At 40.3% G+C, this 15600-nt stretch carries 15 protein-coding genes; 6 read left to right on the top strand and 9 right to left on the bottom strand.

What is annotated here, in order from left to right; genetic code table 11:
- Window positions 1–673: 673 nt before the first annotated feature.
- The 8 genes from EHS11_RS02495 to EHS11_RS02460 form a co-directional block, all read right to left on the bottom strand.
- Window positions 674–2332 (bottom strand): PEGA domain-containing protein, encoded by a 1659-nt coding sequence (locus EHS11_RS02495; RefSeq protein WP_135762840.1) that lies wholly within the window; start codon window positions 2330–2332, stop codon window positions 674–676.
- A gap of 9 nt (window positions 2333–2341) precedes the next feature.
- The gene (locus tag EHS11_RS02490) at window positions 2342–3121 is read right to left on the bottom strand and encodes an ABC transporter permease (RefSeq protein WP_135762839.1); all 780 of its coding nucleotides are present in this window, start codon (window positions 3119–3121) and stop codon (window positions 2342–2344) included.
- Window positions 3108–4016 carry an ABC transporter permease subunit gene (locus EHS11_RS02485; RefSeq protein WP_135762838.1) on the bottom strand — a complete coding sequence of 303 codons (909 nt, stop codon included), beginning with the start codon at window positions 4014–4016 and terminating at the stop codon, window positions 3108–3110. Before EHS11_RS02485 ends, EHS11_RS02490 begins: the two co-directional genes overlap by 14 nt.
- 9 nt (window positions 4017–4025) lie before the next feature.
- Window positions 4026–4487 carry a PTS sugar transporter subunit IIA gene (locus EHS11_RS02480; RefSeq protein WP_135762837.1) on the bottom strand — a complete coding sequence of 154 codons (462 nt, stop codon included), beginning with the start codon at window positions 4485–4487 and terminating at the stop codon, window positions 4026–4028.
- Window positions 4488–4522: 35 nt separating this feature from the next.
- Complete coding sequence (locus tag EHS11_RS02475; RefSeq protein WP_135762836.1) at window positions 4523–5425, bottom strand: hypothetical protein; 903 nt, start codon at window positions 5423–5425, stop codon at window positions 4523–4525.
- Entirely contained in the window at window positions 5425–6585 is a 1161-nt protein-coding gene (locus tag EHS11_RS02470; protein ID WP_135762835.1) for a 4Fe-4S dicluster domain-containing protein, read from the bottom strand. The genes EHS11_RS02475 and EHS11_RS02470 overlap by 1 nt, the downstream gene beginning before the upstream one ends.
- 6 nt (window positions 6586–6591) lie before the next feature.
- Entirely contained in the window at window positions 6592–6870 is a 279-nt protein-coding gene (locus EHS11_RS02465; protein WP_109020131.1) for a hypothetical protein, read from the bottom strand.
- Between the two features lie 77 nt (window positions 6871–6947).
- The gene (locus tag EHS11_RS02460; RefSeq protein ID WP_135762834.1) at window positions 6948–8489 is read right to left on the bottom strand and encodes a cellulose synthase family protein; all 1542 of its coding nucleotides are present in this window, start codon (window positions 8487–8489) and stop codon (window positions 6948–6950) included.
- 178 nt (window positions 8490–8667) lie between these two features.
- On the opposite strand from EHS11_RS02460, the gene EHS11_RS02455 reads away from it, so the two are divergent.
- A complete protein-coding gene (locus EHS11_RS02455) occupies window positions 8668–10794 on the top strand; it encodes a hypothetical protein (RefSeq protein ID WP_246047537.1) in 2127 nt (708 codons plus the stop codon).
- Entirely contained in the window at window positions 10794–11531 is a 738-nt protein-coding gene (locus tag EHS11_RS02450; protein ID WP_167884318.1) for a motility protein A, read from the top strand. The genes EHS11_RS02455 and EHS11_RS02450 overlap by 1 nt, the downstream gene beginning before the upstream one ends.
- Window positions 11532–11841: 310 nt before the next feature.
- On the opposite strand, the gene EHS11_RS02445 is transcribed toward EHS11_RS02450, so the two are convergent.
- Window positions 11842–12822: a class I SAM-dependent methyltransferase gene (locus EHS11_RS02445; protein WP_135762831.1), complete on the bottom strand. Its 981-nt coding sequence runs from the start codon at window positions 12820–12822 to the stop codon at window positions 11842–11844.
- A gap of 234 nt (window positions 12823–13056) precedes the next feature.
- Between EHS11_RS02445 and EHS11_RS02440 the strand changes: the two genes are divergently transcribed.
- Genes EHS11_RS02440 through EHS11_RS02425 form a run of 4 tightly spaced genes read left to right on the top strand, consistent with a single transcriptional unit; the run spans window position 13057 to window position 15554 of the window.
- Complete coding sequence (locus tag EHS11_RS02440; protein ID WP_210413609.1) at window positions 13057–13467, top strand: ribonuclease HI family protein; 411 nt, start codon at window positions 13057–13059, stop codon at window positions 13465–13467.
- Entirely contained in the window at window positions 13467–13811 is a 345-nt protein-coding gene (locus EHS11_RS02435) for a hypothetical protein (RefSeq protein ID WP_135762830.1), read from the top strand. Before EHS11_RS02440 ends, EHS11_RS02435 begins: the two co-directional genes overlap by 1 nt.
- Before the next feature lie 31 nt (window positions 13812–13842).
- Window positions 13843–14268 (top strand): Fur family transcriptional regulator, encoded by a 426-nt coding sequence (locus tag EHS11_RS02430; protein WP_135762829.1) that lies wholly within the window; start codon window positions 13843–13845, stop codon window positions 14266–14268.
- Window positions 14259–15554, top strand: a complete 1296-nt coding sequence (locus EHS11_RS02425; protein ID WP_246047535.1) for a CCA tRNA nucleotidyltransferase — start codon at window positions 14259–14261, stop codon at window positions 15552–15554. Before EHS11_RS02430 ends, EHS11_RS02425 begins: the two co-directional genes overlap by 10 nt.
- Window positions 15555–15600: the final 46 nt, after the last annotated feature.

The following is a 15600-nucleotide window of genomic DNA, read 5'->3' as shown; positions in this document are numbered from 1 at the left end:
TTCTATCGATCACAGTTCCCTGCAAGCTCCCGATTCAGATCATCGCGAAGACGATCTCGGTAAAAACCAGAATCCTAAATGTACCTGAGTGGTCAAGAACTTATTATAAAAAATTCACTGATTCTTTTTGAAAAATAGGACTTTTGGATGTAAAAAATCGGTAAAAAAATAGAAGAAATCAGAATTATGTCTCATCAACTAGCCCACAGGAAAGAGAAATCATAGAAAGTGATTGTCAGCTGGAGGTAGGTTTAACGACAAAAAGGCGAACTTTTTTGAAATAAATTATAGCTTTTGTAATGTTAGGTTGACGAATCGTTTTATTTATGTTAAACGGAACGCATTGGGTGGCGGGTGGTTAACCCCACCCAATGTCGATAGGGCGGGGATAGTATTCATAAAAATTCACTCCTGCCCAACCCTTATCCGAAATTCAATTGTTGCGCCAGGGATTGCAGCGGAAATCAATTACAGTGATTCATTCTTAAAACACGGAAATCATTTCTCGCGGTGACGTAGGCCAGGATGGCCGAAGTTTTTTCGTCGGAACAGGAGGTTCCGCGAAAAAGAGCGTGGAATGTTTTCCGTTTGATTGAAGCGAAAAGCCCGATCGGTATTCGGTCAAATTATTCTTCATTGAATACTTTCGAGGCGCCAAGGCAAAATTTAGGTGTTAAAATCTACCGTTGTATTGGAAATAACCGTATGACTCTGGTAAGGTGGATGTTGCGGTAGCACCGGAGGCGGAACTCTTTCCGGTTCCCATAGGAATAAATCCGAAATCAAAAGACTCATTATCCCAGCCTAACACATAAAATGTGATAGCTGACACCAACATGATTCCAATCCCGATTGTCATCGGTGAGGCAACCAATTGGCGGTCTTTACGATTTTCGATCGGGAGGGTTCCCGCGACATTTTTATTACGCCAATAATTGGAATCGGCTTCATTGATCAGCATCGATTGATATAGATACCAGCCTGCAAATTCAGATTGGTTTGCCTTATACATCGTGTCAATAATCGCATAATTTGTAATTTGAATCTGAGGTCTCGCCGCCTCACGAGCCTTATTCGCCGTAACATTAAAATACAAATAACCTGCATAAAACAAAAGTGTTCCGTAAAGCGAATAAGTGGCAAAATCCTTATAGCTATGATCCAAAAATACATTTTGTTTGTTCGGATAATAGATCTCTGATTTTCCGGGTCTCATTTCTATATCGAAAGAAGATAATTTTCCTTCCTGGGCATCCACTCCTCTGAAGGAATCTATAAATCCTTCTTTGGAAACACGAAGCCGATTCATTCCGACGGGAATGGGAACATTCTCAATGGGAGTTTTTCCAAGGTGGGTTACGCCTAAATAAACATCCGCTTCTTCGTTGGAATTTACCGTTAAGAACGAACTACTTGCGATTTTTACGAGCTTAACATCGGTATGAAAAGATTTGCCAGCTTCCAGATAAATCGTTTGTTTGTGCGGATGATATCCTTCTTTGAATACATATAACTCTCGTTTACCGATTGGAAATTTTTTGTCCAAAACGGGAGATTTGCCCAGATAAATCCCATCCAGATAGATAAGCGAAGATTCCACTCCGCTCACTTCAACTTGAACCAAAGTGGTTTCTTTTCCCTGAAGGTATTTGCGAATCTCTTCTCCCAAGGGACTCAATTCCTGATACGATCGAACAAAACTGGTATTATGCGAAAACTTATGCGCCTTGCCTTCATACTCGTCAAATAATTCCACATTGATTTTTAAACTTTGATCGTTTGCCGAAAATTCGCCGGTAAGTGTATAATCGCATCCGAATTTGCCGGAAAGGGAGTATGCATCTTCGAAAAAAGGAGCCTTGGTTTCAAAGATCTGTTTGAGCTCCAATTTGATATAACGGGGATCTTTGTCCGGTTGCAGGACTTTCTTTCCGACCCTGAGATCTTGCAAATCTTCCTGGGTAGTTACGTCCTTTTTCTTTTTTTTATAACCTTCCGATTCGAAGTCCACTCTCTCTTGCAGGGTTTTTTCCGGATTTGCACCAAACGAATGATAAATGATATCCGCATGAGGATATTCTACGTAAACATATTCCATATTACGCAATTCGGAAAATAGAACCGAAGGAAGTCCCGTTGCAAGATAAGAAAATTTGGCTTCTTTATTCGCTGTGCGAAAAGGAAACAAACACAGCTTTCTTTTTTTTTCAAAAGCCACACTACCCTTTACGGATTGTTTTGGAAAATTATAATATTGATCAACAGCCAAAAGCGATGAAACACTCATGGCAAAAAAACTGAGAATCAAAATAAAAGATGTAAAACTTTTCATCGCCTAACTTCAGTTCTCACTTCGACCAAAAGAATACACCAAACCAATGATTCCCAATATGGGGAAAATAACGGAAACAGGAGTTTTTTCAAAATAATCTTTGGAAAAAGAAATCTGTTCTCCAAGCCCGGGCCCCCAATCAAAAAAGCTGGTATCAAGTCCTAGATAAGAAAAAAGTGCCGTCGTCATAATTACAGAGGGAATCCCCGTCAAAAATAAGTATTCAATCAGGATTCTAAGTGCTGGTAAAAAATGTAACAAAAATATTTGATTTGATTTACCACCCATCGCAAGAGCCGCCGAAACATAACCACTTCCCTTTACCTCTCTGATTTTTGCCTGCAAAGATTCGTAATTCATGGCCCAATCGGATAGCACGATCGCAAGTATGATGGTGAGTTTTGTTTCGGGAAAAACTCCGATAATGATCAACGCGACAAGCAAGGAAGGTAAAGACAAAAAAACCGAAAACAAAGATTCAATCAGAATGGAAAAACGCCCTTCCCCGACATAAGATAAAAACGAAAAAAGCGAAGCAAAAATCAAAGTCAAAGCTTTGGCAGGGACACATAAAATAACAGTCGCTAATGCTCCATAGGAAAAAAGAGCGAAATTATCACGCCCGAGACGATCACAACCGAAAATATGGCCCCAAGTTTGGAAAGGACTCAAATTCACATCTGTCAACTGAACATAGTTTGGCGGCGAATGAAAAATCACTCCTGCAATGACCAAAAAAAATGTCAAACACCGAACCAGATTGCGAACGGATAGCTTAGGAAGAACCATAATCCGCCTCATCACCGCTCAATTTTTTCTGCCATTTCATGGCAAAGCGGTTTAAAATATAAAAAACGATACCGGTATACAAGAGTAAGGTGGAAAGAAGATTTGTATCCATAGATTTGATCGAAAAAAACAAGGACTTTCCGATTCCGGGAAAAAAGAATATTTCTTCCACGACCATCGCTCCGGAGATAAGAGAACCGAAATCCAAAACAATAAGTATCATGGTCACCGGAAAAACTTTTATAAAAATTTCCTTAAAAACTATATGTTTCCATGGATAACCTCGCGTTTTCAAAAGCAAAGTGTAAGGAGAATCAGATTCTATCCACACTTCTTTGGAGTGAAACAGATAAATCCTTGCAAATACCCGCATTCCCAAAGCAATTCCGGGTAATACCACATAATACGTATTCCACGATTCATATCCGCCGGGAGGAAAGATTTCCCATTTATAGAAAAAGAGTAATAACAAAATCACTGCGGCAACGAACACTGGAGTGGAAAGAATCGTTTCCGAAAGAAAGCTCAAAGACTTGAATAAAAATCTGGACTTGAAAAACAGGCCGGTTAATGAAGAAACAATTCCTAAAATCGATCCGAATAAAATCGCAAAAAGCGCAAGATGAAAACTAGGTAAAATCCTACTGCCGATATGCGAATAGATGTTTTCTCCGCTTTGGGTTTTACCTCCGCCTTCCCAAACGATATTTTTCCAAAACATGATATAGGAAGTGCCGATCGCAGAAAGAACGTTAGGTTCTATTTTTTTTGTTTCCGAAATCCCTCCGTCGGCATACAGAAATTCTCTGTCTTTTGCGCGATAGGTGGAAATGAAATTGGCGATAAAGCTAAGCAAAATCAGGAAAAGAACAAAACGGAGAATTTCCGATTTCACAGACTTATGTTAGGAGGGAGAAAGAAACGCCTTTTGAATCTCTTCAAAATTTCTAGCTTTGATGAGTTTCTCTCTTTCCTCTGGGATGTTTAAAGTTTTTGCAATGAGTGCTAATGTTTTGATATGATCCTGGAATTTGTTTTTAGGAACAATCAACATAATGAAAATCTGAACCAAGGAATGATCCAAAGCTTCAAAATCAATTCCTTTGGGTGCAATTGCCATAGAACATTTTAATTCGTTCACATAATGGACGGAACAATGGGGAATCGCAACTCCGCTGCCAATGCCTGTGGACATGGACTTTTCGCGATTGAGGAGAGAGGTGATAATATCTTCTTGGTATGCGGGATCCAAAGAGGACGTCCCTACCATATGAGAAATCATTTTGCGAATTGCTTCTTCTTTAGAAGAGGCTTCGAAATCAAAAATAATATTTTTTGGCTCCAAAATCTCTAGGAGTTGATTCATTGAAAAAATCCTACTTCCATAGTTTTAAAAGAAGGTTATTTTCCAAGAAAAACCCTCACCAATATTGCTTCTATCGGAAAAAAAAGAAGGAACACTAAAAAAGGACTGATTCCCAATTTGCCCGCCAGCCAAGACACCGGGACCAAAATACAAAAACTAATGATTGAAATATAAAAAGAGCCGTAAAAATTGCGCCCTGGCGCCAAATGCACCAAAATGGAAAGCGAGGAAAAGCTCACAATCCAGCTGATTGGTATGTTTCCCGTAGGCACACCCATGACAGAGTAAATCGCTAGCCAACCTAAAAAATAAACAAATAACAAAGGTCTGCGAAAAGCGATCCAAGACACTCCGATCAGAATGTAAGTTGATAAAAATTCCAAACTCGACCGAAACAGGGGATTCGGTTGATTATGACTAACTAACCAAGGAGATGCGAAATTAGTACCAAGGGTATTTGCCTCCTGGGCTCCCCTTCCGGGGAAAAAAAGAGATGTCTGTTCGTCTGCTCGCAAAGGAATTCCCATTAAACGAAACAACATATCCCAAAGAAAAAAGAAAAACAGAATATAAATGATCAGTCCCAATCGAATCGAATACAATTGATTTATAATAACATAAAAAATAGACCCACATAACAAAGCGATTACGGCAAGAATCGGATGCAATAACGGAATCGGAACTAGTAGAATCGTCAGAATGATTTGAGTGAGTAGAGCAATCGGGTAAATTTGATTTTTTTTCTTTAATAGATAAAAATACAAGCCGCCGCCCATCACCAAAAATTCCAAACCGACTGCAAGATAGAGAAAAGGCTGATAGATAAAAAACAAAGAGAATGTAACGATAATAGAAAGAGTAAAAAACAAATCCGCAAAAATCTCTGAAGATTTAATTCCCCAACTTCCTTCCGAAAGTATGTATAAGCTGCGTAACATTAAAATCCTTTCACCTCTATGATCCTGGACCGTATGTCAATGCCCGAAGGACAGTATACGGTGCAAATTCCGCATTCAATGCAGGACTCCTTCTCAAAGTCCTCAAATCTTTTTTTTACGAGTGCGAACGGATTTGCATTTGTAGGACAATAGGTATTGCATTCATTGCAATCGATACATGCAAATTCGTTACGAACCACAGGAAGGCGTTCGTATAACAAAAGCAAATAATGTTCGTAAATATTAAAATTGCCCAATGAATTGATATCCAATGCATTTACGGAATCAAACATACTTTGAAAACTTGCGACTTTATACCGTTTATCGTTATTTTGGCGGATAAAATCGAGAGATTGTCCGTTTGTCAAAAGAAATTGTCTGGATTCTGTATCCATCCTTCCTTTCTTATCCACCAAACAGACAGACAGGTGGCGTCTGGTGAACGGTTCGTCATAGTATAAGGAACGCAAGATATGATAAATCGTTTCAGGACCCAAAAACAAAATCCGATTGTTTTGAATCTGTTCGTTGACGAAAGGGATATTCTCTCCCGTGGTTTTATGAATAAAAAATTCGGGAATCCCCAGAGGGTGTGAATAGGGAATTTTGCCGGAGTCGATATGACTTAAAATCTCCGCCTTGGGGAATGTAGATTTTAAAAGTAATAGAAACAGATCCAAAGGTTCCTTCATCTCAGTCAGAATCATCTCATCAAAAGAAAGATGGTTATAACGGGTGAAAGGTGAGATTACTATTTTGAAATGATCTTCAGGCGAAAAAGAAGAAAAGAGTTTGAGTAAGGATAAATTCGGAAAATCGAGAGAAGCAAGAGCTCCCTCTACGAATTTTTCCAATACCTCAGCAAACGAATAATTTCTATTTTGAAAGGGAGAGCTGGTTTTCCAAACCCCGTCTTGTTTGATTTGAAAATGGGTCCCATCTTCTGTAAGAGTAGCGACCCCATTCACGGGAGCAAGAATGCGCAAGGCGCCTGAATCAATTAAAACTTCCCCAAGGCTGACCCTTTTGGGATAGATTTCTGTAATTTTGCTCCCCGAAGGAACGGCGATTAGGAAACTTCCCTGGATCGTCCGCTCTCTTTTGTTTTCAGCTTTGTGAAACTTCCGGGTAAATGTTCGAGGAAGTCTTGGAAAAAACACACCGATTTAGACTGCTTTCACCATGTAAATTTCATCTTTAATAGGGAGTTCTTTTTTGAGGTTTTTGATGTAAGGCAAAATCTCTCCCATTTCTTCGTAAAATTCGCAATTGGTTTGCATTCTTCTGGCAACAGTAAAGTATTTATAGAGTTTTTCTTCTCCAGAACGCTTAGACCACTTCTTTTTATTACACTTGACGCGGAGTATATATTTATCTTGTTCCGATTCGTATTGGCGAACTACAACACAGTGTAGACAATTCGCGCAGTAAACTTTTTCACTCATGGAAGACCCCTGACCTAGGTTTGAAATGTACAGCTTTTAGAAATAGACCGTTTCGTCAAGTAAGTACCCCCAGCCACTTAGGCGAGGGCACTTGCCTCTTTTTCTTCTTTGCTGGCCGGCTTGAATTTCCAGAAGGATTCCGAGACGGAAAGAAAAGAAACGGTAAAAAATCCGATCGAATAGAGAACCATAAATCCGATGACGTATGGTTTTCCTACCAGAAAGGAAACATAAATACAGAATACGCAATAACCACCCATAAAAAACTCAAGGATGGCACGGTAATCCACAGGTACCACATATTTCACTTTTTCCTTGAGATTGTCCCCCGTTCCTTCGATGCGAAGTTTTGGAGTGCGTTTGAAACCGGACTGAACTCCGAATACCGCTTCGAGCCAAGCATAGGTATTTACAACGGCAATTCCCGTTCCAATCATAACGAGAACCGGTAAATAGATCAATTTGCCTTTCCAGTCTTTATGAAGTTCTCTTTGGGAGTATGCGTAAAAAATCACCGGGCCAAGAGATCCGAGTGAAAGGATCGCTGCCGATCCGAATAAAATTTCAATCGGGAGATCATCCAATTTGAATCCTGCCCAATATTCCATAAGTAGAAGAGGAGCAGTCAGTAAAATATTGATGATCATCAAAGGATGAACCGAATAATTAATCAGGTGGGTAATCGCTTCGGCTTTGATCTTCCAAGGTTCGTTAGCGTTCCAAATTCTGGGAACCAGTTTAACTGCTGTTTGGATAGAACCCTTGCACCAACGGAATTGTTGAGACTTATAAGCGTTCATAGTAGCAGGAATTTCTGCCTTACAAACAACGTCTTTGATATAACGGAACTTCCAACCTTTTAACTCGGCGCGGTAAGACAAATCAAAGTCTTCCGTAAGAGTATCATGTTCCCAACCACCTGCGTCTTCAATACATGCACGGCGCCAAATACCTGCAGTACCATTGAAGTTCATCCAAAGACCGGAACCGTTGCGTGCAACTTGTTCGATCATAAAATGACCGTCGATTCCGAAGCTTTGCGCTTTGGTAAGAGTGTTATAATCTTCGTTAATATGACCCCAACGTGCCTGTACGACTCCGATCACAGGGTCTTGAAAATAACCCATGGTACGAAGCAGAAAGTCAGGCTCAGGAGTAAAGTCTGCATCAAATATAGCAATGAAATCGCCTTTCGCCTTTGCCATACCTTCATCCAAAGCGCCCGCTTTGTGACCGCGACGGTTTGTGCGGTGAAGGTGTTCGATCCAAATTCCTTTCCCAGAATAAGAATGAACCAAAGATCTGACTTTTTCAATCGTCTCGTCCGTAGAATCGTCCAGAACTTGAATTTGCAGTTTGTCTTTGGGATATTCCATCGCACAAGCAGCATCGATCAGACGATCGATCACATAAAATTCGTTAAAGATTGGCAATTGAATTGTGACGGTAGGCAGATTCTTGTCGGACTTGGATAATAGTTTGGTCTCGTCTTCCGCACAATTGTCTTTATAGCGACTATAAAGAAAAACCATCAGGTATGTATGCAACCCGAAGTAAAAAAGGAGAAGAATGTCAATGCCGTAGATGGCAAGGAAAGAAAATGACAAAAACGTTAGCATGGCTATTGTCAATGTCGGCAGCTTACCCCCTGGAGTCAAACGTTTTGTGCACTGCCAAATGAAATCTAAATTTTCCTCTTTCTCTTCTCACTTACCCTAGAAACCTTGGCTTCAATTCTTTATGGATTCTCAATGGAAACGATTCTGGGAAACAGGCCTTTTTCCCTCTTTAGAGTTTATGTTAAGCTTAACGTTCGGATACTTTATATCCCTGCTTTTTTATACATCATCAAACGAATTGAATTTGGTGGATACGACCGATTCGGCTTTTCCCATTCTTCAGGCGCTTTTGGCATTTTTTTTCGGATTCGGTTTTATTTTTAGAAAGTATTCGCAGAATTTACAAAGGCCGCTAACAATTATTTTATTATTTTTGGTCGGTACGGAAGCTTATTGGGTGATTCAGGAAGGTGCTTCGGAGTTTTTGATAGATTATATTTTCTCTTTCGAGCTGATTTTAGTCACTGCGATCCTGGGAGGATTTACCGCAGGATTGTATTGCGGGTCGTTGAGAGATTATCGGTTTTTAAGTTTTGCTCTAGGTGTGACGATTTTCACCTTTCACTCGTTATTTGATCCAAATCATAATTATTCCCTAAAAACCATCATAGCCGTTTTGTTCGTTCTGTTTGAAATCTATCTATTCAGCACTTTTTTGCAGAAGTCGGCGTTTTCCAGCCGGTTTTATAAAATCAGATCCAAAATCGGCAAACATCCGCTATTCGCTCCATTTTACAGATCCTCCCTCTCCCTTTTGATCTCATATTGCATTTTGCATGTATATTTCCAACCCGGTCCGAAAATCCCGCTGATTCTTTCCATCTCATTCGCAGTTTTTTTCGGGAGAATACTTTCCCTACTAACAGGAATTAAGCACGAAACCAAGGCTGTCTTCCTTATCGGTCGCGCAACACTCGTTATTGCCTTTTTCTTCTTTGTATACCAATCCTATTGGAATTATTTTCATATAGCACTTTGTATTCTGCTTGCCGGTATGGTAGGTTTTTTCAAACCGAACGAGTCAGGCAAAAAAGAATATATTTTCGTAAGTTTGGAAGTTTTCGGATACACCGCATTATCTCTCATTTTGTATCATTGGAATATTATGTTGGGAATCCGATCTTTCCTCGCGCTAGGTTTTGTTCCGATCCTGGTTTATCCTTATCTGATGCAAAAACACATCGTCCGAACTCCGAGACTCATCATGTTAGGTGTTACTTGCCTGATAACGATCCTATTCTTTCATCCGCCTTCCATCAGAAGCAATGCTCCGTTTTCTAAAAAAGAAATTTACGATCCGATTCCTTATAAAATTATAAACGCAAACATTGCAACGGATGAGTTTGTATTTTACAGATCAATCTTGCCGTTTCAATCCGATCCTTTTTTACCGAAAAAAACCGAGATCAAAAACAAAACGATTATCTTGAGCTTGCAGAACAACCAATCCCAAATCATTTCCTATATCGAAAGGTTGAGCAAAGAAAAACATCCGTTTCTCATATTCATCAGCCGGAAAAAAGAAAATCCCTCACCCCATATCAATGCGCTTTCTCTCTTAAAGAGGGTCTCGTTTTGGAGTTTCGATGTTTATTATCCGCCTTACACGGAACAGCCGATCGGATTTTCCGAAGGTATTCCGAAAGATTGGAGATTGAAATACTTTCAGGAGCGTTTGGAAAATGCAAATACTGAAGAAGCCAGGATCGCACTGGATTCCATCATCAAATTTTCCAGCGGTGATTTGCGAAAAGACGCATTTACAATCAAACAGTTGTATTACGAATCCTATGCGGATTATGCCAGTTTTTACTATTCCATCGGTCAGAACAAGCTGGCCCTTGATTCCATTACGTTGGCCCGGAAATTCGAAGTCCCGAAAAAAGATCTTCTCCGCATAGCATACAATAGTTTGAAATTCACTTCCCCTGAACCTGATTTTATACCTATCTTGGAAGACCTTGCGGGCGAAGAAGAGTTTCAGGAGTTTGCTTGGAATACTCTCCTTCCGATGTTTGAGTCCTTAAGTGATTTCGAAAATGCTTTAAAAACGATGTCACTATTGGAAAAATACTACCGCAATCACAACCAAACCGATTTGGCCAACGAACTTGAGTTAGTAAAGGTTCGTCTTTATCTCAACCAGGAAAACTGGAAAGATGCGGAACCGCTTATATTTGCCCGCGTAAAGGAAAATCCCGAATCCGTGATTTGGGGTAGGTTGAAAAATGAAGTGATTGAAAAAAAGGAATCTTCCAGGAGAATATACGCACGTCCTGAAAAGAGAGAGGCTCGTATCCAATAATGCACCCAACTATACTAGGAATCATTGCCGCCATACTTTCCGTCATCGTTGCGATTCTAATCGAAGGAGCATCTTTTCGTTCGTTTCTGCACCTTCCCGCCTTCTTACTGATAGTTGGTGGAACTCTAGGCGCAACCATTGCTTCTTTTTCACTGTCACAACTCGGCCGTGCGATACGCGATTTAAGAAACTCCCTTTTCGAAAAGGAATCTTTGGATTTACAATCCATCTTTTTTAAATTTTGGGAAAAGGCGAGAAAAGAAGGGCTTCTTTCTTTAGAGGAAGAAGCCAAACGATTGCAACATCCTTTTCTTCAAAAAGGAATCCAATTGATTGTGGATGGTTCCGATCCCCGAACCATCGAAGAAATTCTTTGGGAAGCTCATGAAGAATCCGAAAAAAAAGACCTTCGTTCCGCAAAAGTTTTTGAAACTGCGGCAGGTTTCTCCCCCACAATCGGAATCATAGGTACTGTTCTCGGACTAGTAACGGTTTTGGAAAACCTGGAAGGTGGAACACGTGTTTTGGGGCAAGGAATTGCAACAGCCTTTATCGCAACATTTTACGGAATCGCATTCGCCAACCTCATCTTTCTTCCGTTAGCTTATCAACTCCGTTCGTTTTCCAAAAAACAAAGTAACGAGAGACAGGCGATCTTCCGGGGAGTGCTTGCTTTGCAATCTGGCGAAAACAGAAGGATTTTGGCAGAGCGGATTGAACCATTTTTAGATAAGTGAAGAACTTCCCTTCTAACATCCGTCAGCTTTTTTTAACTCCATATAAGTAAGCTTGAATTCTAAGAAAAAGACATATGCGACATAGTTTGTATATAGAATGTTAAAATCCCCCACGCCTTGAGATCAGCTTCGCTGATGATTCTTCGAATACTTCTTCGCTTCTATTGGCACAGGAGAAGGGGATTGGGGGTGTAGCTCGTGGGCTGTGCCGGAAATCTCCTAACACAAAAGCCCTATTCCCGCAAATCCAACTCCGAATTTCGCAATTTTTCTTTTGAAAAGTTCGCCTTTTTGCCCCTGGTCGGCCATTTCACAAAGCAGGCGCAATAAGATATAATTTATGGATTTTTTTATCCCGAAAATCTTCCGGAATACTGGCAAGAGACAAATCGGTGCATTGAAAATCCCGTTCAGACCATTCTTCTTCAGGAATCCTCCATTCAAACTTACGAAAGTTAGTTGAAAACCAAATCTCCCCTGTATCCGTCAGGAACTTTGTCAAAAGAGTCAAAAGAAGATTGCGATGATTTTCCTGAACGTCCCATTCCTCCGACATCTTTTTGCTATTGGAAAAAGTAGGCGGGTCCAAAACGATAAGGTCGTATTTTTTACGAGAAGGATTTTTTGACTCATCGCGGATCCATTTGATTACATCCGTGCAAAGAAGTTCGTGATTTCTCAAATTAAAACCGTTCTTTGCCAGATTCTTTCCAGCCCATTCGATATAAGTCTTCGACAAATCAATGCTAACTGTAGAGCTTGCCCCGCCTGCAGCGGCATATGCGGTAAAAGACCCGGTATAACAGAATAGATTCAAAACCGATTTGCCTTTTACCTTTTCTCCAACCATTTTTCTTGTTATACGATGATCCAAAAAAAGACCGGCATCAAGATAATCCGACAAGTTGATTAAAAATTGGATACCATTTTCTTCTATCCAGATTTCCCTGGAAACACTGGACAACTTCTCATATTGATCTTTGCCTTTTTGTTTCTTTCTTCTTTTCAAAAAAAGATTTTCGTCTTCCAATCCGAAAGAATTCCGAACAATCCGTCCTATTTCCTTAAATCGCTCTTCTTGTTCCGTTTCGTTTTGAAATCGCAAGGAGCTTCTGTCATATAACACAAAACAATCGCTATATTTATCTAAAATAACCGGAACCTGAGGTATATCCTCATCATAAATACGATAGGAATGAATGCCTGTGCGCTTGGACCATTTCTCGCGATCTTTTTTAAGCTTTTTTAGGCGGTTCTCAAACATAAGAAGTGCGCCGGAGAGAGAATTCATAAAAGGTCCTTGGTTAAAAGTCAGACAGAATAGGGTAACGGATATTAGATGCCATCTATATATCCCCGCCCGATCTGGGTGGGGAACTACACCCGCCGCCCAATACCTTCCCCATACCACGCAGCCTTAAAATCGTCCGCCCTTTTTCCATCCCCAAAGAAAATTTTTAAGAAAAGTTCGCCTTTTTCACTTTTCTCCTTGAGGACTGGGTACTAAACGGAATCATTATCTTAGATGAACGAGAAAGATCTGCTTTATATTTACTGCGATGGATCCTCACGAGGCAACCCTGGTCCTGCGGCAATCGGCGTTTCCGGACAAACCAAGAACGGTGAGGAAGTGTTTTTCATCTCGGAATCGATAGGAAACGCAACTAACAATGTTGCGGAATGGGATGCTTTGCACCGGGGAATGGAAAAGGCACTTCAGCTTGGAGAAACCAAAGTCCAATTCAAATTGGATTCTGAGCTGGTCGTAAAACAGATGAAAGGTGAGTATAAAGTAAAAAACAAGGACTTGCTTCAATACAAAATCGCCTGCGAGAAATTGAAATCCGGTTTTGAATTTTTCGAGATCAAATACATACCGAGAGAACAAAACTCCAGAGCGGATGCCCTCGCCAATTTAGCGCAAGATGCAAAATAATGAAACTCGGGACTTTCTTTCTTTGTTTTTTGTTAACTCAGTGCCAAAAGTCCTTGGAAGACCAGTTCGATGAGCTGAAAAATTCCGCTTCCGTTTTCCGGCTTGCCCGGTTCTGCGAAGAAAACAAAATCCTGCAATCTACAAAAGAAAAAGACTGTTCCGAAGCTTTCCAAGCGAGCCAGAGCCGATTGGAGGCCATATTGTCCAGACAAATTGATCTCAGCTTTACAAAACTGATTTTGCCTAAGGAAGAAGGCGAGGAAATCGAACTGCTTTTGAGAACAAAACCGGAATGGGGAATCCGCTATTTGGAAATCTGGAAACAATCTGTGATTTTAGAATAGACAATCCACACTCATACAGGATAAACAAATTATGGCGACAGGCGATCCTTCCAATATTCTGAAAAAGATTGGGCTCAAAGTAACCAAAAACAGAGAAAAAGTCATATCCATCCTCCAAGATTCCAGAAGACCTCTGAATCACCAGGAGATCATGGAAAAGCTGCCTAAAGACGAGTCTTGGGATCGGGTTACCATTTATCGCGCCTTAGCTGATCTGGAAGAGAAAAATATCCTGAATTCCCTTCACTCTGCCGACAGACTCACCTACTTTGAATTGAAAGAAGAAGGCGGACGCACCGTATCTTTAGCTCATGGACACTTAATTTGCAACGTATGCGGCAAAATCGAATGTATAGATGATCCTTGGAACGGGATTCCATCCACCAAACAACTGAAAGGTTTTTCGACTGACTCGGTGGAAATCGTTTTTCGAGGCACTTGTAAATCTTGCCAGTAGGCTTAATCCACATCCCGGAACCATTTCGGTCTCACCTTCAGGTTCTTTATAAAACTTTAAAAAACGCAGATTTCGAATCCTATCTCGTAGGCGGGTCCGTAAGGGATCTTTGTATGGGAAAGGTTCCGAAAGAATACGACCTTACCACTTCGGCAAGACCCGAAGATATCAAAAAATTATTCCGGCATGTAATAGAAACGGGAATCCAACACGGAACGGTAACCGTAGTGATGGAAAAAGTAAATTATGAAATCACAACATTCCGGATAGACAAAGATTACACGGACGGAAGAAGGCCCGATCATGTGGAGTTCGGCTCGTCTCTCAGTGAAGATTTGAAACGAAGGGATTTTACAATGAATGCGCTTGCATTGAACCTGGAAACGGATGAACTGATAGACGAACATGAAGGTCAAGTCGATATTCGAAAGAAACTGATCCGAACGATAGGCGATCCTGTCAAAAGATTTTCGGAAGACGGTCTCAGACCTGTGCGTGCCATGCGATTTGCGAGTGTTTTGGATTTTTCCATAGAACCAAACACTAGGAAGGCGATAGAAATTACAAAACAGATTACTGCAAAAATTTCAGTGGAACGTTTGCAGGAAGAAATTACAAAATCATTCCTCGGGCCAAAGCCTTCCGAAATGTTGAAATTGCTTTTAGAAGAAGGAACTCTCTCTCTTTTTTTTCCGAATTTTTTATCTGAAAGCCACACACCGCAAAACAAAAGTTTATTGGCATTGGATTCGGTTCCCAAAGAAAATTCGGGTTTTATACTAGGTATGTGGATTTTTGCCATCTTTCCTTTAGCAAACCCGACCGAATGCGAAGAGTTCCTGAAAAAACTGAAATTTTCCAATCAATTGATCAAAGACGCATTATTCTTTTTTTCCACCTGCCAAGATCTGATGAAGCCGCTTCCTTTAGAAGATTATGATATCCGAAAACGGTTCCTGGCACCCATTGCCAAACATATAAATACAAAAAAAATGGAACCAAATGAAGTATTCGCGGGTCTTAAAGTTGTCATCTCGAAGTTAAATGACAAGGAAGGCATACCATGGTTTGAAAAACTATTTACGATTTGGCAATCCAAACCCCCTCTTCTACTTTCCGAGCTTGCTTTGAATGGAAAAGATATCGAAACCCTTTTCCCTTCTCTACCTAAGCAAAAATATGGAGAGCTGTTGCAATTTCTGTTAGAAATGGTTTGGAAAGATCCAATAAACAACCAAATTGCCACCCTCACCGAGCACTCTGCTTATTTCGTAAGCAAACTGTAATTTTTTTCCAAAGATTTCCTATATCCTGATATTTATTACAAGAAAA

Source organism: Leptospira ilyithenensis, assembly GCF_004771005.1.
GTDB classification, from domain to species: domain Bacteria; phylum Spirochaetota; class Leptospiria; order Leptospirales; family Leptospiraceae; genus Leptospira_A; species Leptospira_A ilyithenensis.
Note: the sequence above shows the minus strand (reverse complement) of the source record. Positions and strands in the feature narration are given on the sequence as shown.